General features: G+C 34.4%; 22 protein-coding genes. 10 read left to right on the forward strand and 12 right to left on the reverse strand.

Features of this window, described 5'->3' with window-relative positions; translation table 11 throughout:
• Nucleotides 1-10: 10 nt before the first annotated feature.
• Nucleotides 11-3,445 carry a hypothetical protein gene (locus ACFSTE_RS07155; RefSeq protein ID WP_378257372.1) on the reverse strand — a complete coding sequence of 1,145 codons (3,435 nt, stop codon included), beginning with the start codon at nt 3,443-3,445 and terminating at the stop codon, nt 11-13.
• Between the two features lie 955 nt (nt 3,446-4,400).
• On the opposite strand from ACFSTE_RS07155, the gene ACFSTE_RS07160 reads away from it, so the two are divergent.
• The 10 genes from ACFSTE_RS07160 (at nt 4,401) to ACFSTE_RS07205 (ending at nt 14,514) form a co-directional block, all read left to right on the forward strand.
• Nucleotides 4,401-6,167 (forward strand): type VI secretion system Vgr family protein, encoded by a 1,767-nt coding sequence (locus ACFSTE_RS07160; RefSeq protein ID WP_378257370.1) that lies wholly within the window; start codon nt 4,401-4,403, stop codon nt 6,165-6,167.
• A gap of 16 nt (nt 6,168-6,183) precedes the next feature.
• Nucleotides 6,184-7,137, forward strand: a complete 954-nt coding sequence (locus ACFSTE_RS07165; RefSeq protein WP_378257368.1) for a hypothetical protein — start codon at nt 6,184-6,186, stop codon at nt 7,135-7,137.
• Between the two features lie 11 nt (nt 7,138-7,148).
• The gene (locus ACFSTE_RS07170) at nt 7,149-7,640 is read left to right on the forward strand and encodes a DUF4280 domain-containing protein (protein WP_176028527.1); all 492 of its coding nucleotides are present in this window, start codon (nt 7,149-7,151) and stop codon (nt 7,638-7,640) included.
• A 10-nt stretch (nt 7,641-7,650) separates the two neighbouring features.
• Entirely contained in the window at nt 7,651-10,356 is a 2,706-nt protein-coding gene (locus tag ACFSTE_RS07175; protein WP_176028528.1) for an OmpA family protein, read from the forward strand.
• Nucleotides 10,357-10,359: 3 nt separating this feature from the next.
• Nucleotides 10,360-11,061: a hypothetical protein gene (locus ACFSTE_RS07180; protein WP_176028529.1), complete on the forward strand. Its 702-nt coding sequence runs from the start codon at nt 10,360-10,362 to the stop codon at nt 11,059-11,061.
• 7 nt (nt 11,062-11,068) lie between these two features.
• A complete protein-coding gene (locus tag ACFSTE_RS07185) occupies nt 11,069-11,848 on the forward strand; it encodes a hypothetical protein (protein ID WP_378257366.1) in 780 nt (259 codons plus the stop codon).
• A 548-nt stretch (nt 11,849-12,396) separates the two neighbouring features.
• Nucleotides 12,397-12,528, forward strand: coding sequence for a hypothetical protein (locus ACFSTE_RS07190; RefSeq protein ID WP_378257364.1), 132 nt, complete (start codon nt 12,397-12,399; stop codon nt 12,526-12,528).
• A 9-nt stretch (nt 12,529-12,537) separates the two neighbouring features.
• Complete coding sequence (locus ACFSTE_RS07195; RefSeq protein WP_378257362.1) at nt 12,538-13,611, forward strand: hypothetical protein; 1,074 nt, start codon at nt 12,538-12,540, stop codon at nt 13,609-13,611.
• Nucleotides 13,612-13,613: 2 nt separating this feature from the next.
• Nucleotides 13,614-14,174: a LemA family protein gene (locus tag ACFSTE_RS07200; protein WP_378257360.1), complete on the forward strand. Its 561-nt coding sequence runs from the start codon at nt 13,614-13,616 to the stop codon at nt 14,172-14,174.
• Nucleotides 14,158-14,514 carry a hypothetical protein gene (locus ACFSTE_RS07205; RefSeq protein ID WP_378257358.1) on the forward strand — a complete coding sequence of 119 codons (357 nt, stop codon included), beginning with the start codon at nt 14,158-14,160 and terminating at the stop codon, nt 14,512-14,514. Before ACFSTE_RS07200 ends, ACFSTE_RS07205 begins: the two co-directional genes overlap by 17 nt.
• Before the next feature lie 197 nt (nt 14,515-14,711).
• On the opposite strand, the gene ACFSTE_RS07210 is transcribed toward ACFSTE_RS07205, so the two are convergent.
• The 11 genes from ACFSTE_RS07210 to ACFSTE_RS07260 all read right to left on the reverse strand — a co-directional run bounded on the left by ACFSTE_RS07210 (nt 14,712) and on the right by ACFSTE_RS07260 (nt 25,692).
• Nucleotides 14,712-15,911: a hypothetical protein gene (locus ACFSTE_RS07210; RefSeq protein WP_176028534.1), complete on the reverse strand. Its 1,200-nt coding sequence runs from the start codon at nt 15,909-15,911 to the stop codon at nt 14,712-14,714.
• A 211-nt stretch (nt 15,912-16,122) separates the two neighbouring features.
• Complete coding sequence (locus ACFSTE_RS07215) at nt 16,123-16,755, reverse strand: hypothetical protein (protein ID WP_176028535.1); 633 nt, start codon at nt 16,753-16,755, stop codon at nt 16,123-16,125.
• Nucleotides 16,756-16,873: 118 nt separating this feature from the next.
• A complete protein-coding gene (locus tag ACFSTE_RS07220; RefSeq protein WP_378257356.1) occupies nt 16,874-18,127 on the reverse strand; it encodes a Hint domain-containing protein in 1,254 nt (417 codons plus the stop codon).
• 324 nt (nt 18,128-18,451) lie between these two features.
• Nucleotides 18,452-18,832, reverse strand: coding sequence for a VOC family protein (locus ACFSTE_RS07225; RefSeq protein WP_378298049.1), 381 nt, complete (start codon nt 18,830-18,832; stop codon nt 18,452-18,454).
• Between the two features lie 182 nt (nt 18,833-19,014).
• Complete coding sequence (locus tag ACFSTE_RS07230) at nt 19,015-20,304, reverse strand: HlyD family efflux transporter periplasmic adaptor subunit (protein WP_378257350.1); 1,290 nt, start codon at nt 20,302-20,304, stop codon at nt 19,015-19,017.
• Nucleotides 20,305-20,414: 110 nt separating this feature from the next.
• A complete protein-coding gene (locus ACFSTE_RS07235) occupies nt 20,415-20,651 on the reverse strand; it encodes a hypothetical protein (protein ID WP_378257348.1) in 237 nt (78 codons plus the stop codon).
• Nucleotides 20,652-20,798: 147 nt separating this feature from the next.
• Entirely contained in the window at nt 20,799-20,963 is a 165-nt protein-coding gene (locus ACFSTE_RS07240) for a hypothetical protein (RefSeq protein ID WP_378257346.1), read from the reverse strand.
• 194 nt (nt 20,964-21,157) lie between these two features.
• Nucleotides 21,158-21,406: a hypothetical protein gene (locus ACFSTE_RS07245; protein ID WP_378257344.1), complete on the reverse strand. Its 249-nt coding sequence runs from the start codon at nt 21,404-21,406 to the stop codon at nt 21,158-21,160.
• Nucleotides 21,407-21,470: 64 nt separating this feature from the next.
• A complete protein-coding gene (locus ACFSTE_RS07250; RefSeq protein WP_176028542.1) occupies nt 21,471-23,657 on the reverse strand; it encodes a peptidase domain-containing ABC transporter in 2,187 nt (728 codons plus the stop codon).
• A 190-nt stretch (nt 23,658-23,847) separates the two neighbouring features.
• The gene (locus ACFSTE_RS07255) at nt 23,848-24,000 is read right to left on the reverse strand and encodes a hypothetical protein (protein ID WP_378257342.1); all 153 of its coding nucleotides are present in this window, start codon (nt 23,998-24,000) and stop codon (nt 23,848-23,850) included.
• A gap of 120 nt (nt 24,001-24,120) precedes the next feature.
• Entirely contained in the window at nt 24,121-25,692 is a 1,572-nt protein-coding gene (locus ACFSTE_RS07260; RefSeq protein ID WP_378257340.1) for a vitamin K epoxide reductase family protein, read from the reverse strand.
• Nucleotides 25,693-25,832: the final 140 nt, after the last annotated feature.

The raw sequence follows: 25,832 nt of genomic DNA on the forward strand, positions 1-25,832 counted from the left end.
AATCCTTTTTTTACTGTTGTCCCTTATAATGATATTGATTCTCTGATAGAATATTCCCTTCTTGATCCTTAGTCTGTTTTAACCTGTTAAAAACATCATACTCATAATAGATTGTGTATCCTCGAGGATCTGTCATGCTCGTTACCCCTATAAGCGGATCATAAGTATAGGAAGTGACCTGCGCATTAGGTAATACGGTTCTTAAGGTCTGTAAAGATAGTCTAAGTGCTCCTTCTTTTCCGATAGTTCCAATGGTGCGATCAGAATCTTCATTCGATGCGGTCTTAATAGCTGTAACATAATTCTGTATGTCATTATAGGTGGTGTTCTCTATTTTAGCAACTGGGTATTGATTATTATATCCCCAGATATAAACAATATGAGTCCCGTCTTTTTTTGAAATCTCAATCGGGTTTCCATGAGTATCATATTGATGATATATGATACGATCTGATAGAGGATTCGTTGTAGTGATGACTCCTTTGGAGGCTTGTACACTTTTTAGGAAATAAGTATTGGAATTACTACCTTGCTTATATAAATTTCTCTGCGTGTGTAGTAAGGTATTACCAATATAAGTTTCCGTTTGAATTGGGGTTCCAATACAATGTAATTGTTCCAGTTTCTGATAGATGTTTTTATCAGTGGTACTCAGGTCAGAGAGTTCATTACGGACATTAGGGTAATACGTTTTTGTGGTAGCTGTTTGATTAAGGCTATTCTTTACAATATAATCAGTAAGAAAGTAATTCGGATGATTATATCTAAATGTTTTTTCTGTAACGACAGGATTTACTCCATTTGTATCATAAATTGTCTCTTTACTTGAGGTTAGTAGTTTTTTGCCTATGGAATGAAAACCTGCTGCATAATAATACATAAAACTATTCGATGCAGTTATACTCTCTCCACTGGAACACGCTGCAGCTGAAAAAGGAGGAGAGACCGCATTGGCTACTCTTAAATAATTTATTTTGTTGTCATATGGAATTTCATAAGTGTTTTCAATTGAATGGACAATTTTAGAGCCTTGATATGTGTACTTGCTTTTTAGCTGCCCACCAGCCCATGATTTAAGATAGAAATAATCTTTGTTATTTTGATCGAATTTAGAAAACCAAGAAAGAATTATTGGATTAACAGAGCTAGGGTCATCCATTTTCATAAAAGGTTTTAGAGTTTCATATTTTACAATAGGAGTCGAATCGTATATGTATTCTATCTTACCATTTTTCTGACCGTTGTTGTTTGTTTGAAATTCAGTAACTTTAGTATATTCTACAGGATTACTATTCGCATTAGATATCTCATATAAAGGAGAAGAGGAAACGCTTAGTACTTGACTCGTCTTTATATTCTGAAATAAGTTACCTTCGCTTCCTTGATAGCTAACATTTAAGTTTAAATTATACTTCTTGAAGTATTTATTCTCTAACGGAACTTTTAGTCTCCCTGGTGTATATAAATAATGTTTACTAGTCATAGGAGTATTATTAGATTCCGAAGAAAAGTTCTTTATAGACTTGATTCGTAATCCTCCCACATCTTCTAGCCATTTTGTGTGGTCAATAGATGTCTCATCCCATGATATTCGTATATATGATGTGGGGCATTCAGAGGCTCCAACACTTCCTTCTCCATATTCTCTAAGGTAAATTTCATATGTTCCTTTTTTTAAGTATATTCTTTCTGCCTTTTCTAGCCCCTTTGGTCCCTCACTCTGAGGGGGTCTTTTATAAGTTTTGAGAATAGTTCCTAATGAGTTTTTAATTGTAATAATTGCTGCTCCATCGGCTCTTATAGGAGGAGACATTGAAACACGAATGGAAACAAATCCATCTTCAGGAATAGAAAGAAAATTTGTTGATTCATGTTCTGTACAGTAGGAAGCCCCTTTCCCTGTAACACTATAAGATTTATCCTTAGTTGTAACTATTTTTTTTGATTCATGTTCTATTTTATTGGCTTCATAATCAAATAGAGTATACCCTCCTGTTGGGTAAGTTATTTTTTCTAATATAGCGGCTTTCATTGCTTCTTCATTAGAAGATCTGTTTGCTTCACCAACTTCATAAAAGTTTGTTTCATCTGTAATTCCAGTATAAATATCAACTACTTGCTTTTCTACATAACTATTTTCTGGATTTTTATTAGCATACCCCCATTTATCTTGTTTATAAGAAGTCCTGGGGGGCATTTTAGTTGAATTATAGTCAAAGAAATAGTTTTTAGATATAGAACTATCATTACTATTAGTTAAGCTTAATCCTGTAAGTTTTAGAGATTTCCAAGCCCCAATAGGTTCGTAGGAATGAGGACTTGTTGGGTATCTACCTTCTCCTCTTTCAAAATATTGATATTTAAATTTAGAGAAGAGTATTTCTTTGTTATTGCTATTTAGAACCTTTATATTATTGAGTTTTAATGACTGTATATCTTCTCTGTCAAGGGTGGTATTAAAAATTACTTTTCCATTTGTAAAAGATATTTCCGAAATTATCTTCTCTTCTATTTTATTCCTGTCACTATAATTAATAACTTCATAGGGAGAACCAGTATATTGACCAGGGATCCAAGAATAGTTCATGGTTTGCCATCCGCACACTGCAGCTTTCATTGCTGCATTTCCTTCTAAGGTTCTTACCTGAACAGTGGAGCCAGAGACTTCATAACCTTTGTCTAATAGGTTTTCTTTGTACTTGAAATTAATAGTGTCTTTTTTATTTTTAGAAACAATTTCAGTTAAAAACCAAGAAGTAATAGCATTTTTAACTGGACCACAGTCATTACATTCTCTAGGAATGATGGTTGTTCTTTCATATGCACTATTATTATTAAGATCAACACCAAACCTGTACACAGTACCATCTTCGGTAGTAATGATAAAATAAGGCTCAAAATTATAAAACCTTCTTTCTATTTTAATAGGATTTAATGATTGATCATGTATCTGACCGTTAAGGATCGTGAAATTACCAATAATTCCATTAAAGTTATAAGTGTAAATATCTGGAGAACTATCTTCTCTTTTATAGAATATATCTCCTAATGTGTTAAAATTAGTTTTGTTGAATTCTAAGTTTAAGTATTCTCCATCTGGGATAGTTTTTACTGCTTTTTCATCAGGGATTCCTTTTACATGTCTAACAATAGCTCCACCAGCATTAAGAGACCAGCCAAGACCTACCATAGAAGCTAAATCGTTAACACGTATTCCAGATGCATGATAACTGATATTAATGGGTAGTGACAAATCTCCTTGTTTAATTGTATATATAGGAATTGATATATTAGGAATACCCGTATTTAAATTTACAGGAAATACGCCGTATTTTCCTAAGTTAGAAGCGTTTGGAGAGTTGTTGATGTATGACGGAAATTCTTGTCCAAAAAATTGGACAGTTGTAATACAGAAAAAGATTATTAATATATGAAACTGTTTCATAAATTTTTAATATGAATATTGAGAGATTTTATTTGATATTTCTTTTTAATTTTTAACCGTTTGTTCATTATAATATAAACTGTTCTATTGTTTCTTTCTTTGATAAAGTGCTGTTTTTTTACAAAGGATTTTGGAGTCAAAAGTAAATAATGGATATATAATGAATTGAAATTTTGAGATTTTTTTCCGTAGTTTCAGTAAAAGGTTTAATGATTTTTAAAAAAACAGATGTTTTTTAGATTCTGGTAGATAAGAAATCTTGTAAAAAAGTTACTATAAAGAGGAGGTTTTTACACTGCTTTTAAAGAACGAATCTTTTTATAAATTGTGTTTTTTTGGTTTGTTTCTTTCTTGTTGTAAGCAATTTTAACGTTTGTAAACTCAACTTTTTTTTTCAAAAAAGCCTGACATTATTAGGGAGAGGGATATAGCTTTTTTAATTTTTTTTCTAGAATAAAACCTACCTTTTGTCACGAACTATTATTTCGTTTTGTGTAGGAGACAACGCATTCATTTTTAGTTTATACATGTAGACAGGATGAGCCTTCTTTGTTTGCAGTAGTATTTGTCATAAATAGTTGCTGCTACAGGGATCAAATGAGGATTCATGAGATACTATTTTATGAATCAAAAAGCAAGATGCGTTCTAAATCTGCTCTTAAACTCATAAATATTTGTTAAACAATTCGGTTTTTTAGCCAGGGTTTTTTCTAAAAAAGAAAGAGAAATATAGAAAGTGTTGGAAATAAGGAAACTATCTCAATGCAAGTACTATGAGGCAATATGCTGAAAATGAATTTTAATTTTAGAAGCTGTTTCAAGAAGTTAACCCCCTAGGATCGAGTTAAAAAGGGAAAGAGTTCCGACTCTAATACATTGCTAATGTGAAGAAAGTACGTTATTTTTATACGGTAAATACGTTCATTGCTTTTGCAATCCAAATTCATACAATCAAATGGCTACACTTACTACTACAAAGATCGCTATTGCAGGTCGGCCCATTACCTCTTATAAAGAACTAAGGATTCATCAAACATTAGGAGCACATCATCAGGTAATACTTTCATGTCGAGCAGATGTTTTGGAACAATTTTCAGATGAACTCATAGGAGTAAGTAAAGATTTTCTGGGAGAGGTGATTACGATCAGTGTTGTCTCACAACAGAACTTTAGCGAATATAAAGAGTTACTCTTTAAAGGGGTGATTACCAAAGTGCAGGCAATTAAAAGGCCACATGTATCGGGGAACCTAATAGAGATTGTAGCAATGAGTAGTTCAATACTGGCAGAAGATGGAGCACATACTACTTCTTATTTAGATTTGGGAGTGGCAGAAATTCTCGATGTTACGTATCGAGGATATGATACCGGGAAATTAGAAACTTCATTTCGTCCCAGAACATCTGATACGATTCATTATAGTGTGCAGAAAGGAGAAAGTAATTTTGCTTATACTGCCCGGTTAGCAGCTACAACTAATAATTGGTTTTATTACGATGGAGTGAAGCTTGTATTTGGTCTCCCGTCTGAGGAAGAAACGAACCTTGTTTATGGACAAGGGTTATCGCATTTTGCGATTAGTTTAGAGCCTTTACCGAATTCGTTTAATTGTCATACATACGATTATCTGACAGGTGAATACTATCAAAAAAATACCAAGGATGTCAGTACACCTCCATCAGGGTATCATTCGCTTACTACAAATAAAGCGCATCAGTTATATGCAAAGACCGGAAATCAATACCTTCATCCATATACGGACTCACAATTACAACATCGATTCGAAAGACAGGTGGAAAATCATGCACATGCTATTGCTGCCAGGCAGGTAATTGCCAGTGGAGTAAGTGATAATCCAGGAGTGCAATTGGGAACCATTATCAATGTGTCGGGCTATGGTCGTTTTCGGATTATTAGTGTGACTCATGGAAATATTGAAGGGGGAGAATATAAAAATAATTTTGAAGCTATTGCTTCAGATATAGATGTTTATCCGTTGATGAATATGTTTCATACGCCTGTTAGTACTATTGAAATGGGAGAGATTATTGATAATGTAGACCCTGAAGGGTTGAGTCGTGTAAAAGTTCGTTTTCCATTTCAGGAAGAAGGAGGAACTACAACACCATGGATTCCGGTTGTGACTCCTTATGCAGGGGCAGATAAGGGGTTTCATTTTATCCCGGAAATTGGAGAAACGGTTGTTTGTCATTTCGAAAATAATCATGCAGAACGCCCCTATGTAACAGGAAGTATTTATCATGGGCAAGCACAACCAGTTAGTTATCAGAGTGATGCTAATAACATTAAAGCAATCAAAACCAGAAGTGGACACTCTATAGAGCTCAACGATACGCAAGGAGGAGAAATGATTACTATTACGGATAAAAACAGCAATATCATTCGTATTGATACTGCTACGAATAATATTGAAATAGCAGCTTTGGAAAATATGACATTGACAGCTAAGAATATTGCAATCAGGGCAGAAGAAAATATCAATATGGTAGCTGGAAAAGACTTTGCTAATAGTGTAGCCGAAAACTACAATGTAATGACCAAAAACAGCACCTTTATTGTAGAGGAAACAGCTATTACAGATTCTAAAAAGCAAGAAAATGTATCGGATGAGATTGTATTAAGTAGCAATAAAGAAAATCTGACGTTGGCTTCTGGAAAAACAGTAGATGTACAGAGTAAGGAAAAAGTAAAACTGTTTTAAGTCCTTTGCATATTGTATGGATACCCTAGAGAATAATTGCAACAACACATTGGTAGATAATAGTGTAAACCTGCATCCAGAAGGATTTGAAGGAACATATGGGTGTATGTTTACTTTTGACGAAAAAGAAGCTAAAAATCACCTTCGATATAAGATGAAGGTGAAACACACCGGTCGCTTAGAGGGGTATTTTAATACCTATACACTTAATAGAGATAAAAAAACATATATCAATGATAGTGAACCAGATTCTTTTATAGATAAACTGGCGATGGAAGTGAGCAGTGTTTTATATCCGTTACAAATAAAAACTCTACAGGACGGGACTTTTCTCAGTGTTGTAAATTTTGAAGAAATTAAAGAACGCTGGTATAAGAAGAAAGCAGAAATACAAGAAAAATACAAAGGAGCAGTAGTTGAAAAATATATCCAACTGACAAGTAATAGTCTGTATAGTCAAGAGGTATTGAATGAAAAAATGGCAAAAGACTGGTTTGTCAATTTATACTTTAGTTCCTTGTATAAATGGTATTCTGATGATTGCTATGTTTTTGAGCACATACAATATCCTATTGCAGGAACAACTACTGCGGTTAATTACAATGTTACTAAAAAAATAGGAACAGAAGATATGACTCAGGCAGTGGGTTTGATGATTGAGATTAAAGGAGAAATTGAAGAAGAGCGCTGTATACTGGATATAGAACAAGGATTAGATTTTTCATATAATAAATTAATAAACCCTCAGGAAAAAGAACTAAAAGGAAATGTCAATATCACTTATTTACTCAATAAACAAACAGGAGTTATAGAAGGGTGTGAAGGGGTTTTCTCTACAGAGTTTACACCTCCCAAAAAAACAACTGTACAGTTGTTTTTACTGGAGAAAAATGAAATGTCTTACGGTCAGGATCAGGAACAGGGTAAGGAAAATAAAAAGAACTTTTGGTCTACATTGTTTAAACGATAATAATTAGTGATATGAGCCAGAAATATGCAGTAGTACAAGGAGCTATATGTGAGTGTCAATTTGGAGATTTTCCGGATAAGTTAAAGATTCTTTCTCATCAAAAATATTATGCGAATGATGCAGAAGGATCAGAAAAATTAATAGCTACATCTATGGAGCTGGGCGGGAGTACCTTTGAAAAAAACACCTTCGGACAATGCAAGTTACAACCCACAGGAAGTAGTTTTAAACCATGTCAGATTGTCGTCACTCAATGGGATGGTTTTTATGAAAATGTAGAACTAAGTAATGGAGGGAAAACGCTATTGGAAGATAGTAAAGCTATTTGCCCTATTGCAGGAAGCCCTTGTATTAGTATTCTTCATCATGGGCAAAGCATGGAAGTGAGTGCTTCTAGTACGGACAATACAAATCCGGATACCCATAATCAAATGAACCCATTAACTGATGTGAATGCGTTAGGGAATCAGTCATCAAATGTTAAAGAAATTATTGTTAGTTAAAAACTAGTGTATGTCTACAGGAATAGAAAAAGTTGTGGTGGTCAATAGTTCAGGGACTGTTAGATATGTAAAAAATCTGGTAGTAAAGGCCAATGAGGTGACAGAGGTAAAGGCACATTACTATCCGGATACTCCGGAAACTCTCAAAGGGTTTGCAAAATGGATTGTAAAGCCAAAGGAAGAAGCCCCTTTTACTAAGGATGATCATGAAGGTCTTATTGGAGATGTTAGAACACTTAGGATCTTACCTAAATATTGTGGTCCCAGACAGTTTATCGTAGAAGCTTTTATGGAGGCTCCTACAAATCGACCTGCTTCACAACTCATTATTAATGGAGTAGCGACACAAAAAATTATTAAAAGCCAGTGGTCTAAAAAAAATGGAGGGAAATCCATAGGGGATACGCCTATAAAATATGGAGATGATATTTGGTTGCATCTGGAAACAGAAGGGCTCAATGGAGCAACACTGGATATTGACGTATATAATGATCAATGGGGTACAGACGGTAAAGTGCTTACCATTTCCAATGCAAAATGTGTACATGGAGAAGTAAACTTACGTGTTAAAAATACCTATAGCTGGCGTTCTGGTACTGGAGCCTTTAGAACCAATGGAGAGAAGTTTTATATAAAAGCTCGTCTCAAAGGAAAAAAAGAAACCATTAAGGATCAGAACGGAAAAGAGGATCATGGGAAGTTTCTTGTGATTGATAATAAGATTGTCACCAGAAAAGTAGAGAAAGCGGAAAGCACAAGACCGGCAATTATAGGAGAAACAGAAGTAAACGTAGAACGGTATGAGTTATGCCGTTTTGAGAAAATTGTCATTACAGACGACAAAAAGGAAGTACCAGTATTTGATGAAAAAAAACTACAGCTAACAGATAAAAAAAAGGCAGAATTTCAGGTGTCGGAAACTATTCATTTTGATTTTGATAAGTCTGCCATACGTGCAGATGCAAAAGAGGTTCTGGATGGTATTGCCAGCCTGTTGTTGGATAACCCATTTGTTCCCTCAGAATTAGGAGCACATTGTGATATAAGAGGAGATCATGACTATAATGATCAACTATCTAATAAACGGGCAGCAGCGGCTGTAAAGTATTTAATAAATAAGGGAGTTTCCAGAAAGACAATAACTAGTCAGGGATATGGAAAACGAAAGCTATTGATTAAAGGAGAGGATATCTCAGAAGCAGAGCATCAATTAAACAGACGGGTGACTATTAAGTTTAAAATTTTTAGTAATGATGCGCAGTCTATAGTTTTTGATACGATAGCTCCTGATAAATCTATCAAAAAAGAAATTTCTGTTACTGTAGATGGATATATTACTGATCAGTGTTTGCGAAAAGGGACACAGAGACATAAAGCTTCTGAAGTAAAAGTATTAGAGCTAACACCTCAGGGAAAAAAAGGACCGTATACATATGATGGAACATCTGATATAAAACATAAGGTATATTCAAATATTTCTGTTTCAGTATTAAAGGTTGATGCTTTAAGATATATCTGGCCACATAAAACAACTACAAATAATTTTGAGTACTATATCAATAGCTGCCGGTACTATTCTAATAAAGAAAAACCTACTGTTATTGTTAAAGCCTATCCGGACATTAAATGGGACTTTCATTTTTTCTTGAAATTAAGTAACCCATTAGCGGTTAAATGGCAAGGGCTAGATGCTCCCGGAGTTGCAAGGATGCGAAAAGTTAACGGAAAAATAGCAGCACAAAATAAATGGAAACAGACAGAAGCTGCTATAGGAGTAGTTTTAAAAGCCAGTTGGAACAAAAAAGATGATACGAATTATAAGGATGATTTTGAAGTAACATCGAAGTATGAAGATAAATTTAAATGGATTTATAACGTCTTTAGTTCGTTGAGAGAGCTGTCAAAAGGGATCACGAAAACAACAAAAGGAAAAGCAACAAAAGCATTAGGAAGTAAAGCTCCTTTTTCAGTAGAGATGGTTCCTCCTAACTTTTGTTTGGGAGCAGAGTGGCAATTAGCTAGGGGAGAAGTAAATCAAAAATCTATAAAAGAGATAGGTACGGAGTATAAAATATATCTAAAATCAGACCCGCTAATAGGAGTTAAGTTAATTATAGATTTATTAGGAGGTGCAATTACAGCTGCGTCATATGCTACTACGGGTAATCCTGTGGCAGGAGATATTGTTCTGGCTATTCGGGAGTGGGCAGAAAAAGGATATGAAACAGAGAAAGTACAAGTTAATTTTAGAATCTGGTTTGATTTGATCATATCTGGGACAATTCATGGAGGAGTAGACTTCCAGAGTAATACAGCTTCTGATAAAAACAGTGCCAGCGCTAATTTAGAGACAAAACTTGGGGTAGAATTGACTGCGGGAGTAGAACTAACAGCAAAAGTTGTTATTGTTAAAGTTGGATCTGCACATGTTAAAGGGCATGCCAGTGCAGGAGTTAAATTAGGAATTACCTCAGGGCATCATATTAAATATGATACGTATAAGGGGCTTTATTATAAGCCTAGTTTAAAAATAGATCCGTGTATTGCTCAAGTCGTTGTCTATATAGAAGTAGGTCTATCATATAAAGTGGTTAGTGCAGACTGGAAACCAATAAATATAAATGAAAAAAGGAAATTCTGGGATGAGTTTGATATTATCAAAAATTTAGAAGATATTTCTAAAAGAAAAGCAGAAATCCAATTAATAAAACCTTGATAAATGAAATTATCTAACCTACTCATTTTTTTAGTTTGTAGTCTTATGACCTCTTGTTCTTCACAATCTATATTTGATTTCTCAAAAATAAAGATGCCATTAGATGCATCCGAGGTACTGAAGCCGGATTTTCAGGTTAAAAAAAGTAAACTGAAATTAGACAAACTATCCAGGTATACCTCTGAAGACAAAAACATGTTTGTCTTTGATAAAATTACTTTTTTAAAAAGTTTTTCAGATGAATATCAAAGTTCGACATCTGTTGAGTTTTTTATAGATGATAATTTAGGTCAGGTTTTAGGAGCTCACCTAAAAACATTTGATGATAAAAATGGAAGAGAATTATATAAAAGAATACAGGAATTATTTGGAGCTCCAAACTACTATAATAAAAATGAAGATTTTTTTAATGGTGCCTGGGAAGTAGATAACACATTGTTTCTATTAAAGCAGAATTATACTACAAAAATAGGAGGGATACAGACGATGAGTAGTAATCTGATAGTTTTAAGATATGAAAAAGAAGAGCTGATTAATCATTTTTTATTCGAAGGATTTAGTAAGTATTTGGATTATATACATGCCCGTAAAGAAGTAAAGGAACAAAAGAAATATACATATTTGGATTTTGTTAAAAACCAAGAGGATGATTTTTTTGGAAAAAATAAATATCAAGAAGAGTTAGAAAATAATTTACCCTTATAAAGAAATTGTGAAAAAACCATATTATATTTTAAAATTTAGTGCTGTTCAATGTCGTTTTGAAATTAAGGTAAATGATCGGTTGATCTTACAAATGAATGTGGATAATGGACAAGTCACATCTCAGGTTCCCATTAATCATGCAATTGCTGAATCAGGTACTTCAGAAATAACCGTTTCTGTAATTCCAGTGATTGGTAGTGCACAATTTTCTAAGGAAACATCTTTTAATTATGACTGTCTTTTATTTGATGTGTCTAATGGGTTTCAACTTCAGGAAACTTATGAAGGGTATAAGAGTCCGAAAATTACGGATGCACAACCTTTGAGTACATTTGCATCAACTCAGACATTAAATGTAAATGTTAGTTATAAGCTTAATACGCTTTGGGAAGAAGGAAAAAAATTAGATGATATAGAGCATATAGAAGAGAAAATAAGAGCTGCTTATCTGGAAATTGGTGATATTATATTAGATAAGAAGTATGATGTTTTTAAACAAAAGCTATCCCATCGAGAGCAAAATATAGCAACTTCTATGTATTTATCTGCAGTTGATTCTAGAGCCAGATTAAATGGTTTGATTCATGATTTTGAAAATGGATTTGATATCTTAGATTTAGCAGAGGATGCTATCATTGTTTATTCTGCCAATAAAAAAATAGCTTCTTTACGAAGGCTTACGGGAGAACCTGCATTGTGTTTTAAAAAAGAAAAACCCATGGAACAACTGATGCTCGATATCGAATTTTATTGGTCTGAAGAGAATCAAAAATTTGAAATCATTTAAGAAGCATGCTTTTTCCTATTTACATCTTTTAGGGAACAGTTTGTTCTTCGTGATCTAAATTTAAACTTGATAAGGCAAAAGTCAAGCAATTTATAATTTTGATCGATCGTAAAACACAGACTAAAGAGTGAAATTTGAAGCCTTTATTAACTACAGAAATATTGTGAAGTCTGTTTAAGTCTTTTTTTTACAACAATGCTCCTTAGTTCATTTTTTTTATTTTCCCAGGAATCTATCGATATCTCAAAATTATTTCAAAAAAAGGATCGGATATACTTTTAAAGCGTGCATCTTTGTTTCTAAAATAGAAACGAAAGAAGTTTCATACTAATATGATTATATATTAGTATGAAGGAACTATATTTTCTTTATTTGGTATTCCTGTAAAAGATATTGATTTTATTTTGTTTCAAGGAAGCGAAGATAACATAGAATATGTAGAATTACGTCTTGAACCTTCTTAGAAAAATGAAGCTGTTATTATTAGAAGAGATTCAAAAGTGTTTAGGAAAAGAATGTAAAAACAGATAAGGAGTACGGGAAATCTAATGAGTATTTATTTGCGGTTGAGAAGAGGATATTTATTTGAGTGTAATCCTCCAGAAGTAGTTGTAGAAAGTCTGATAGCTGCCTGCATGAATACTAAAATAGAACAGTTAAAAAACGATATCAAACAATGAAATAATTTTATGGAAGAGATTTCTAACATCTTATTTCAGGAAATAAACTGGATAGAAACATTTTTTTTGACATTGTTTTGTTTGTTTATGGGAATCTTTTATGCCGTTATTTTTTCCAGTTTTTTTAATGTAAATAAACCCAAATGGTTATTTTTTGTTGTGCTCCCTGGGGTATTGATATTGACAAAAATACTAGTTGCTAAGGCTGTTTTTTTTGTGTTTATCAGTTACTTTTTGGGAATTTTCATTAGCTTTTTGCTAGGCGTATTGTACAAGACAATTCGATCATATGCCAAAAAGAAAAACAAGAAAAAAGCCGTTGGCTCAGCTATGCTACAACTAGTGGTCGTTATAGCAGGCCTTTTCTTAGGGGCTTATTTGCTGCAAGGATATATTGTCCTTTTGGTGGTGCTATTTTTTATAATCAGATCTTTGTTGGTTCGTACGACTAAAAAGAATTTCCTGAGGCTACAGCTCGATTTGCCTACTTCTAAAATAAGATCTATGGCTATGGGGTTAGTAGAGATAGAAGGAAGTACTTCGATGTTGGAGCCCGTGATTTCCCGAATCGGAAAAAAAGAATGTATTGGATATCGATATACCGTAGAGAAAATATCAAAAGATAGCGAAGGCAGAAATCAATATTCAATCATAAAAGAGGAAACGGTTTGCAATAACTTTTTACTTTCTGATGACACAGGCTCCGTTGAGGTACATGCAAAGGGGATTGAGTTTGTATGGATAAAAAAGGATGATTCATATAGCAATGGCACTAAAAGGTATACACAATATTTACTAAAGGAAGATGATCAGGTATTGCTAATAGGAGGTGCAAATTCAAAAAATAATCCCCCTTTTATAGGACATGAACCGATAAAAGATGTCTTTGCATTAGGATGTATAAATGCTGTATCTAGGTGGAATAGGTATCAACCATTATTACATTCGGGAATTACTTTTTTAATCTTGTTTTTTATTTTTACTGCTTTTGTGCTTTTAGCAGATGTGATTGTTTCAAAGAATATGATGTATATTGACTATAAAAGCATGTGGGATAACATACCATTGATAAACGATTTATAATTATGGAAAAAACAATAGGGGTACTCATTATTTTGGTTGTAGGACTTTTTATTATTGTAGGTCTTATCAGGCTGTACAATAGATTGGTAATGCTTAAGTTTAACGTAGATAAATCTTTTGCAAATATCGATGTACTCCTACAACAAAGAGCAGATGAAATTCCTAACTTAATTACTACAGTCAAAGAGTATATGGGGTATGAAAGAAGTATCTTGACTGAACTAACAACATTAAGAACCCAATTTGTAGCAGCTGAGGCTCAAAATGAACGTGTCAAACTCTCCAATACCATGTCTCCGTTTATTGGGAAAATATTAGCGATAGCAGAGAACTATCCGGAATTAAAGTCCGGCGCTAATTTTTTAAACCTACAAAACCGTATTTCTGAACTGGAAGATGCTATTTCAGACAGGAGAGAGTTTTTTAATGAAAGTGTCAATATGTACAACATTGGAATTAATGAATTTCCTAATGTGCTATTGGGAAAATTGCTTGGGTATCAGGAAAAATCATTGCTAACAATATCGGAAGAAGAAAAAGAGTATCATGGAGTTGTCTTTTGATTTTTTGCCATTTATTGATTTGGTAATAGAGAATCCAATGTATATGGTACTATGGGCAGCCTTTGGAGTTCCTGTTGTTATGCTTTTAGCAATAGTATTGTTTAAATGGGTTTCTCGCTTTTCTTTTACCAAGAAATTTTACATGATTATTTATGGTAGTCTATTCCTGGTTTGGATCATAGGTTTTGCCATGATGATATTGCTGTTCTTTTTAGAAGTATCAGCAGAGAAGTTATATGTAATCTGGTGGGGATTGTTTTTTATGATTGTAATCTTTTCATTAGTAAATGTTAATGCTCTAATTCGCTTTTTTGATGAGATTGTCAAAGATGCTAGGTAGAAGCCCTGTTGTTGGGATATTACAAAAGAGATTTTGATTTACTCAATAATCTTTCTGGGTGTATCCCGAAATTAAAATTCACTTCGAGCTTTTTTATTAAACACTTGTATTGGAATCAGTATAATATAAAAACAGACAGATTATAGTATCTGCCTGTTTTAATGGGAATTGCTTGTGTTTTAGATTGCTTTCTCCTATTAAAAAAGAGCAACCGATATATAAATATTGTTATGATGGAGATCAGAGTCAGGTCTGGATAAGTTTCTGGAGATATTTTTAGAGGTATATATACGGTACCCCATTTTTACTCTTCCGGTTCCGAGACCTCCTCCATAGAAGTAATTTGTGGTAGAATTCTTTACTTCCTCTAATGCGTCCGACGTGGTGTCGAGATGAAAGTTGGCAGAAACTCCTCCTTCAAAAAAGAGTTCGAAAGTAGAGCTCAGATAAATATGAAATCTGGGAGCTAATGCAAAAGAAAGACTTTGATAGTCCAATGTATAATCCGTATTCACTGCAATAGGGTCTGTAGCTGTCGAGCTGAAAGTGGTATAGGTTCCTTCCAGGAAAAAACTTAAGTCTACCTTAGAGAATGGAATAAATGTCTCTATAAAAAGCCCATATCGTGCCGAATTGGTTATTTCATATAGCAACTCCATAGAGGTGTCGTTATGAGAAGGATGACTAAACTCATTAAAATCAATCCCTGCTACAACCCCTATTTTGGTCTGACTGATTTTTCGTTTAAAAATGTAATCAATTTTTGCTCCCTTGCATTGATTGTACTCTTTGAAATAACGCAATAAACTTCTAAGTGTGTAGGTAACCATTTCCGTTTCCTGATTTCCACAATTGATATATTTCTTCAGTTGTTCTCTGAATTTAGTATTCTCATTATGAATAATTTTCTCTCCTACTTTCTTGCTCTCATCTGGAGTATAGTAAACTTTATAAACTAATAATTCTGGGTAGAAGGTTTTTCCGTTAGTGTAGAAAAAACGATGTACTCCGTTTTTAGAATACTGAAATAAAGAGGCCTTACTTTGTAGAATTTGTCTCAGGTATATTTTTCTTATTTTTACATTAGGGTCTTTGGATTTTGTCGCCCGCCCGAGATTGTCTCCTGCAAGGTCAAACTCCAGAATATATCTTTTGAATACAAAATCCTGTCCTACTCCGAACTCTCTAATGTCTTCTATATCTCCGGTTTTAGTACTTGATGAGATATTTTTTTTCCATTCAAAGGAGGTAGGGGTATTCTTCCAAGGGAGTTTTTTGATCAGACACTTTGTTTTATTCCCATCGTTGTCTATAAAATACCCTGCTTCGTATAAGCTTTGTGCCGAGATAGTAACAGAAAAAAAGAAAGTTACTATGCATAATGTCAGTAGTTTCATTCAGTGAATTATGAGTTTGCGTTATGCGCAAATATAGCTTTTTTGTTAAAAAAAGAGAAGAAGTAAGGAAACTCTGTCGATTTATTATGGGGTTGTTTATCTTTTTGATTCTTAGTTTTTTAAATAAAAACATAGAATAGAAAGAGATTGAGATAAGAATGTTTTCTATAAATAAAGGACAATTCCCAGCTGTTAGAAGGTAAGGTGATCCCTACCTAACAGCTTCTTTTTTCCTTCTTTTCCAATCTCTGTAAAGCCCTGCGAATAGGCCAATACTTCCTATGATAAGACATCCTCCAAGCCAGAAAAATGGCTGGGGGCTATCAGTCCAGATACGATTGACACAAGTAAATGCAAAGAGCGCAATTCCTGTCAGTGTCCAACTGATATCTTTTTCTAACCGAATACTGTGATCTAATACAGGAGGACGATTGATGATAAGTTGTAATTCATTCCAGTCCCAAATGATAAGAAAAATATTGGCTAATAACATGCTTCCTGTTATGACTGGAGTATATGCAAAATAATAAGACAGGGTAATCATAAACACATTCAGGATGATAGGAAAATTGATAACCGCGCCTAATTTAGCATACCGCTGCGTCATTAATAATGCTCCGGCAATGAGTTGCCCTAGTCCTATAAACTTCCAGTACAATCCGGATTGATATAGGGTTTCAAAAAAATGCCAGGCGGTATTGATGGCATTTTCAGCCCCACTCTCTGAAGTAAAACGTTTTCCTTTTATTTTAACCAAACTCGCAAAGACAAAAGCCCCTCCAATTAAATAGCGGGTATATATAATGGCAATTTGAATCCAGCTTCTTTTTTTTAATGATTCCATATGCTTGGTATTTCGTAATGATAAGACCTGCTTTTTTCTTTAGGACGAAGGACCAGCTTATTTGTTACGGATTCTATTTATGCGAGAGGAAATTTACTTGTGATCAAAAAAAATGTTTCTATTCAGTTGTTTCCTGTGAGGGATTCATTATGTGTTTATGCGATTTGGGATTTTCTATTCGGGTGATAACACCATTGGCCAGAAAAGTGTGATTTTTTTTCAACCGAACTATGGTATAGGTAATTTCGGGAGTAACAACAGGGAGGATGCGATTTATTTGTAATGGTCCTTCTTCTGTAAGTAATGAGCTGCCTTCAGTCAGCGGAACGACTTTAGAAAGATGGTATTCTTGTTGTGTTTTTAAGGGGGTGTAGGAAGACCAGGTATTCGAAACAGATAAAAAAGGATGATCACTGGTACAGCGAATACGTTTTTGATTAGAAAAAACAATATCAATAAGATGTTCATGAGTAGCTGTAGCAATTTCTAAGACTTCTGATGCTTCATATTGCTGAGTTTCCATATTGTAAGAACGAATACAATCTCCGGTTTTCAAGGATTCTATAGTTTTGACAGTGGCATCTTCCATGGTGATAAGGGTTCCTCCAGAAAGACAGTGTACATCTAAACCGTCAAAAAAGAGCTCTGAAATAACGGTGTCTTCATATTTCAAACCTTTGTAAACAGAAAGAATTTCAAATCGAATACTCCAGTCACCTTTTTCTTTTAGTTTTTCAAAATCAGAGCGGTCTGCATGACCTAATGGGGCAGGCAGGGTAAAGGACTGTAAAGCATACACGTCTTTTAAATGCAGTAGAGCATAAGGTACTTGGTTGACGTACATTTTTAAAGATTTGACCCGACTGTTATTTTTCCAGGCTTTTTTGCTTTTTACATATCCATTGGCAATTCGTATGGTCGTAACTCTGGGGTGTTCGGCTTTGAAGCGTACATCGATGTATTCTCCAATTCCATCTCCGTCAACTCCTTCTACCCAAGCAGTTTGGTAACTGAAATCGGTTAGGTTTTGGGTAGCATAGGTGATCTTGGAAGAAGCTTTTAATGCAGAAGAAGTTTGTACCTCATAGGCTCCTGCACCACAATACCAACTACATCCATCTCCTTCGGTTGCCCACATACTACTATAGGTTTCATCGTATTTTTCGAACAGGGATTGCTCTGCCACTGATAGGTTATCCCAGTTTTTAGTACCTTTTTCAATAGCATCGAGTAAAACTTCTCTTTGTTTCCATTTTTGTTGTACTTCAGTTCCAAAATCAAATGGCATATCCACAGTTGCATGCAGTTCGGGGAGTTGTCCATAGATAAGTGTGTGACAGCATAGGACAAGAAGAGAAAGATAGGTTTTCATAGGTGTTATTTTCGATTGATTTTTTGTTTATCTCATTTTTATTTTAAAAGGTTCTTCTAAATATCAAAAATAAAAATGAAAGAAAGAGGGAGAACTGTTGATCTTTTTTTCGTAAGATCTGTCTTTTATTCGTAGAGTATCTCTACGATATCTCAAATTATTTCGACGATAATATTTAGATAGGGCGACCGAATATTTTACTTACTGAAGTGGATTTTAAATATGCATAGATAGGTCCTGAACTAACTCTCGTTTCCTGGTATAAAGTATAGTGTATTTGCACTAAAGTGATTATCAATTCGGAGTCTATATGCGTAGACAATTTTAGGCTGTAATTGTAAAGTCAGGATTATAGATCAGACCAATTATATTACCCCAGGGATCTATGACAGTAGCAGTCATTAATTCCCCACCGACATTAAATGGAGCTTCTTGGCTGGTCGCTCCTAATTGGAGGAAATTCTCATAGCTTTGTTGAATGTGGTTGACCCCCCAGTACGATATAACATTAGCTGTTTTTGGGGAAGCATCGATCTCCTCTGGTTGTAACCCTAGTTCATACCCTCCTATATTAAATCCAACATAATAAGGTTCATCAAAATAAGGAGAAACTCCAAATGCTTCAGTGTACCACATTTTTGCTTTGTTGAGGTCATTAACTTTATAAATAGTTGTTCTTAATCCGAGAATGGCTGTTTGATTCATAGGTGGTATCATTGCTATTGAATATAGTTGTTTAGAACGAATTTCATATTTGGGTTATAAGAGGTATAGTGTAATTAGCACATATTACGAATGTACTAAAAGAAGTTGAAATCGATACGAGTCAGGAAGATGTTTCAGAAGAAGTGGTTGAGAAACTGACAGACAGATGTGATGGAAGAAAACTACTGTATAATATTTCGTATCTGATAAAAGAAGCGTTCTATCAGGCGTAAATCTTCTGTGACAATGGCAGCAGTTCCTTTCATTTCCGGTTTAAAAAGAATGTGATTTCCGTAGGTGGTTTTTAGCTCTTTTGGCAAGGAGACTTCGATATGATAATGTCCGTCTTCATCAGGGATCTGAGAAATAGCATGTACTTTCCCATTTAATTCTCCGAATTCATCAGCGGGATAATTCGTAAGCTGTATGAGTACTTTTTGTCCATTTTGAATTTTTCCAGAGTTGGCAGGAGGAGCTTTTACCTTGCCGATATAGGAAGTGTTGATTTCAGGAATGATACTACATACTACATCTCCTGTGTGTATGGTCTGATGTGTATTCCAGGAAGAAGGAAAAGAAACGGTACCAGTAATAGAAGATTGCAGTGCATATTGTTTTTCCCAATCAGTGATTGCTTTTTTCAGGTACAAAAATGATTGGATGGCTTTTTTACGGATTGTATGATCGCTTTGTGTTTTTTTTATAGCAGTATCTTCCAGATTTTTTTCGGCAGTACCGATAAACTCTCTCAATTGGGAAATGGAGGTTTGTATACTTTGATAGGCGCGTTCTGCTTGTAATAAATCAATTTCTTTTTGTTCTTTTTCTTTGGCAGAAATCACTCCTTTATTGAATAAGGTTCTGCTCCGCTGAATATCCTTTTTTTTGAAATTGAGTTCTCGTTTGTTGAGTTCTTTTTGGGATAGTACGATTTGTAACCGACCTTTGGCTTCTAGAAGAGACATGCTGTTTGCGGTTTTTTCTACAGCAAAAGGAGTGAGTTTTTTATGGAGTATATAGTCAGAATAATCATTCTCAAACTGTGAATAACTCGTCATAATGTCTCCTAAAAGCATAGGGGGAAGTTTGTCCAGAGGAAATGAAAAATCCTGACGATACATATCAATAGTGTCAACAACACTTTTGAGGAGCAATACATCTTTATAGGAAGCGCTGTTTTCAACAACTGCCAGTAGCTGATGTTTACGAACATGATCCCCTTCATGTGCTAAGAGTACATCGAACTGACCACTGGATCTGGCATAGATTTTTTCTGGGGGGAAGGAAGTAGTGATTGTTACTTCTGTATTGATTATATCCGGGTATTTAATAAGCCAGGAAATACCTAAGATCATAAGAAGAAGAATGAGTAATAAGGTATTTCCCCAAAGAATCATCCAATTGGGGACATGGGTTAATATTTCCTGAACTTCTTCGCTTCGAATTTCTCTATGTTGATTTCTCTGTGGCATAACTACTGATAAAAAGAAGAGGGAAAAAATTCCCTCTTCTAAAAAAGTGGATTAATAATTTGGTAAAAGATTGAGGGAACAAACTCAACCTTTTTTAATGAATAAAGGCTTTAATTTCCTTCATTATATACACATACTCCATCATATCCCACAGGAGTATTCATCGTCGTGTCGGAAGTACAAATGAGACCTCCTGAACACCATCCGCTTTTGCAAGGACACCCAAAAGGAATCGTCCCTTCTGCGCCATCACACATCCCGGGAGTGGTAAAATTGAATCCTCCTGTAATGGATTTTTGGGCAGTTTTGCTTAGTGCTTTTCCTAAAGTTATTATTGATTTTTTCATGATTAAAATGATAAGTAATTATGAATTCCTTGAACCTTTAGAGACACTCAAGGCTTGTGTCTTTTACGTGTCTAGTAATCAAACTATGTGTTATGAGATGATAGAATCTCAAAAAGGATTGTTTTACGACGTTTATGGATTAAAAAATTAATCACATAATACTAATCTTGGTTTTGTTTTCTTTTTACAAATACATTCCAAAGAACCAGGGTCTTCGTCACAAGCATCAGAAAACGCCATGCTTCCTCCTTTAATTTTCTTTTGATCAGTATAGTGTAATACTTTTCCTAGGGCTAAAATGTTTTTTTTCATGTTTTTCATGTTTTTAAATTAATAAATGAGTGTACTCGATGATCGAGTTGTTAATGTTTCGAAGTCTTTCCTCGAAATTAAAATTCATATTTTATAATGTCTGGTGCAATCGCACTGAAATGGTTTACTATCTTATGAGGATTGTTAAAGATGTTTTCATAAGTGATAAAATAGTTGTGATTTAATTATTAATATTAATCGAAAATAACTCTGGGTTTTCCATCTCCCTCTGTTGGAGCATTAGCCCAGCTGGCAGTACTGCAACTATTACAACACCAGTGATCTTCAGCGCTATGTAGCAGTCCTTTTGCTTCTTCCATGCTGAGTCCAACTCGTCTTAATCCAGAATTTGCACTATAGTATTGGCATGTTCCTCCACCATTGATGTGCTGTTGTTCCATTTTATTTAGTATTCTACCAAGGTTTGCTAAGGATGTTTTCATAAGTAAAAAAATGTAATTGTATTCCCTGAACTATATAAGACACTCAAGGAGTGTATCTGTTGTTTTATTTCCCTAGATTTAATTGATTTTTGACCAGGTGATAATAATTTCCTTTTTGTGAGATAAGTTCATCATGTGTTCCTTTTTCGATGATTTTTCCTTTGTCTAAAACCACAATTTGATGGGCATTTTTAACGGTGCTTAATCGATGCGCGATGACGACTGCCGTTTTGTTTGCAAAAAAGGTGTGTAGTTTCTCCATGATGACTTTTTCATTGTTTGCATCCAGTGCAGAAGTAGCTTCGTCAAAAAATAAAAACCGAGGATTTTTATAGACAGATCGGGCAATTAACAGTCGCTGTTTTTGACCAGTACTCAATCCATTTCCTTCAGTACCGATTTTGGTATTATAGCCTAAAGGAAGGGTGTCAATATATTCTCCTATATTGGCGACATCGATGGCGTGGGCTAATTTTTCTTTGTCGACATAATCTTCTCCTACAGCAATGTTTTTGGCAATGGTGTCATTAAAGATGTAACCCTCCTGCATCACGACCCCGCAGTGGTTTCTCCAGGCTTTTTGAGAAATGTTCTTGGTATTGAAATTCTGAATGGTGATTTCTCCTGCCTCTACTTGATAAAAACCAAGAAGCAGTTTCATCAAGGTAGTTTTTCCACTTCCGCTAACGCCTACAATTGCCGTCGTTTTATTTGCAGGAATTTCCAGAGAAAGATCTTTGAGAACAGGTTCTAACCCCCCTGTATATCGAAAAGAGATATTATGAAGATTGATGGGAGCATGTTCAGGAATATGTGCGATTTTTTCATCTTCAGGTTTTTCTTCATCTTCCATATGATGAATTTCTCCTAACCGATCCAATGAAATCTGTGCATCCTGAATGTCTCTCATGAAACCGATAAGTTGTGTAATCGGACCATTTAATTGTCCGACGATATAACTGATTGCCATCATCATTCCCAAGGTAATTTCCCCATCGATTACTAACTTGGCAGAGAGAATGGTAATCAACATGTTTTTTAACTCATTAATAAAATTGGAACCGACACTTTGTGCTTGTTCCAACGCCAGACTTTTGGTAGCTACCCTGAATAAATTTGCCTGTACATACTCCCAATTCCAGCGCATACGTCTTTCCGCATTGTGAAGTTTGATCTCTTGCATTCCATTGATTAATTCAATGACTTTACTCTGCTCATCACTCACCTGAGAAAAACGTTTGTAATCCAGCTCTTTTCGCTTTTTGAAAAAGAAGAGAACCCAGCCAAAATAACTTATGCTACCCAATAAGAAAACACTCAGAATTTGCAGACTGTAATACCCTAATACAAACCCGAAAATTAGCAGATTAAAAAAAGAAAATAGTACAGTTAATGAGGAGGTAGTGAGGATTCGTTCGATACGTTTATGATCATTAATTCGCTGTAATAAATCGCCTGTCATCCTTACATCAAAATAGGAAATGGGGAGTTTCATTAACTTAATGAAGAAATCAGAAATTAACGAGATATTAATTCGGGTGCTGAGGTGTAAAAGAATCCAGCTTCGAATGATTTCTAGAGAAGCTTTTCCAATAAAAAGAAACAGTTGAGCGAATAGAATGAGATAGATAAAGTTGATATCCTGATTTTTTATTCCCACATCCACTACGTTTTGAGTGAGAAAGGGAAGAATTAATTGTAATAAGCTTCCTGCGAGTAAGCCAATTATTAATTGAAGAACGAACTTTTTGTATTTATATACGTATTTGAATATAAAGGAAAAGCCAAACTTCTCATCCTTGTCAAAAGTAGATTGATAGAACTTCGGGGTCGGTTCTATTAATAAGGCAATTCCTTCTTCTGTATGTGTATCTGCATTGTTTCCTATCCAATGTTGAATGAATTCTTTTTGTGTAAAACGAAGAAGCCCATGGGCGGGATCTGAGATATAAACAGTGCCTTTTTTTATTTTGTAAAGTACTACATAATGATTCTTATTCCAATGTATAATACAGGGAAAAGGTGCTTGCTGTAGTTTTTTGAAAGAAAGTTGGATTCCCAGTGATTTTAAACCAATTGATTCAACAGCTTCACTAAGACCTAATAAACTGCTTCCTTCTCGGGTGGTCTCGCTCAATGTTCTTAGCTGTTGAGTATTAATAACCTTACCATAATGCTTGGCGATGATTTTGATACAGGTAGGACCGCAATCTTTGGCTTCTGTCTGTTTATAATTAGGAAATGTTTTCAAAAAGTAAGGGTTAATATAAATAGTACTAAATTATTCTAGTAAGCAGTTGTTTTGGTAGTTAGTACCGTGGCAAATACATGTTTTTTTAGCTAAGGATGTATATGACTATCTGATTAAGAAATTAAGAAAACACTACTGAGAAAACTATAATTTCCTCAGTAGTTTTGGTAATCAGATGTTTATTTAGGGTTTATGCTCTTACACAAGCAAAATTTCCTACGCAAACATATCCACCAGGACAAGGACTATTGTCATTACAGAAATCTGGGTGATCTCCTCCTGTAACTTGTTTTTGTTCTACTTTACTTAATGTTCTTCCGATGTTCATTATTGATTTTTTCATAATTTGTTTTTGAAAAAAGTATTTTTATGGTGAACCTTTAAAGACACTCACCAGTATGTGTCTATTCTTCGCGAAAGAATATGGTTACACAAAGCCCATTTATGGGCTTTGTTGTTATTGTCATGAATCTACAGCAGCGTCCGCTAATTCTTCTATAAAAAACAGCAGGTCTGTCCGTTGGTATTGCTTTGGATAAGCTTTCCCGTTTAGCAAAAGATGTGGAGTGAAATTGATGTTGTGTTTGATACACCAGGAATAAGCGGCTTCAAGGACGGCACGATAGGCTTTTTCGTTACTGCATTCTCCCCATTTTTTTAACCATTGTGCTGCTTTTCCATTTTCATAAATGTCAGTCATTGCTTCTAAGCAGCTAATGGTTCCTTCTTCTTTATAGAGTTCTAATAAACGGGTTGTTACTTTTATTGGATTTTGATCTGGGGAAGTAGTATTAATGTTAAATCGGATAATAATTTTTACATGTGCTCCGTATTGTTTTAAGATATCGTGTATCTGAGTATGTACAGATTTGCAATGCCCGCAAAATGGGTTTGTAATCACAACAATTTCTAGGGAAGCCTTAGGGTTTCCAAAAATAATTTCTTTCTGATCTGGTAATTGGGTGTTAATTTGAGGAGACTGTTGTAACATCGTCTCAAATAAGGTGATATTCCTCTTGAATTTTGTGTTGCTAATATTTGTCTTGCGCAATTCATGAAGTTCGAAGAGTAAGGGCTTTATATAGTACCATGCGGTAAATGTAAATAGTATGATAATTGTATATACTGCTATATTATGGATGTTCCATGAATGAGAGAAAGGGGGATTGATGATTGCTAATATCCCCTGACACCAAAGGACACCAACCAGACTCAAACACAATAAACACCATTTCTTAACAACGAAGTATTGATAATAGATAGAATAGCATGTTATCGGGATAGCTAATAAGCTAAGGAGGTAAGAAAGGGAAGGAGTTTTGAATTGTATGGCTGTTGCTATCGTAAGGCTACAAAAATAAAGGAGACTGATATCACTTAATTTATATCCATTGATAAGGGTCGCTCCTTTGGAGCTTAGGACTGCATCACAGTCTTTTTTATTGTTGTTAGAAGAGCAGAATACTTCTCCTATAGTGGTATGAATCCCTAGTTCCTGTTTTACAATAGTTATGCTAATAAAAAGCCCGATTATAGCTAGGATTAAATAAGAGAAATGAATAAAAGAAAATGGAGGGGAAATTATGAGATATACACTGAGAATACAGACAAAACTGATAAGCAGTGTAGGGAATAAAAAGGTAGATTTGGGTTTGGTAACCTGGTTTTCAGGCTTTTCTACAGCAACTAAAATTCCTGTGAATTTTTTTAGAAACTCATTATGGGAAAGCACTTGCTTTTTTTGATGATTGAGATGAATGTGTTGTTGTTTTTTTTCTGCGAATACTAGTTGAGGTCCTTGTTTATCCTGTATTTGAGCAATAAAATAGTTTGGTAGCTGTAATAACGTTTCTATATCTGTAGGGACTTCTGCGGCAATATTCTCTATATTAAAATGAGATAGTACTCCTGTTATAGCATGTAAACTAGGATAAGAAGGATGGCTCTGAATCTGAAAAGTCAGCTCTTTTTTATCAAATGGGATCTTATTTTTCTTGAGCAAGCTTACTACCAGAGCAATGAGTGAAGTTTCCAATGTATTGTGTTTTTATCTGCTGTTTTGTATAAATGGATTGAAGGAGTGTATTAGGAGTTTTTTTAAGAACATCAACCTAATACACCTCCAATCACCTCCCTAATTTTATGAAACGAATGACCTTATTACTTAAGATTATT

The sequence above is a fragment of the Aquimarina hainanensis genome (assembly GCF_042684685.1).
GTDB classification, from domain to species: domain Bacteria; phylum Bacteroidota; class Bacteroidia; order Flavobacteriales; family Flavobacteriaceae; genus Aquimarina; species Aquimarina hainanensis.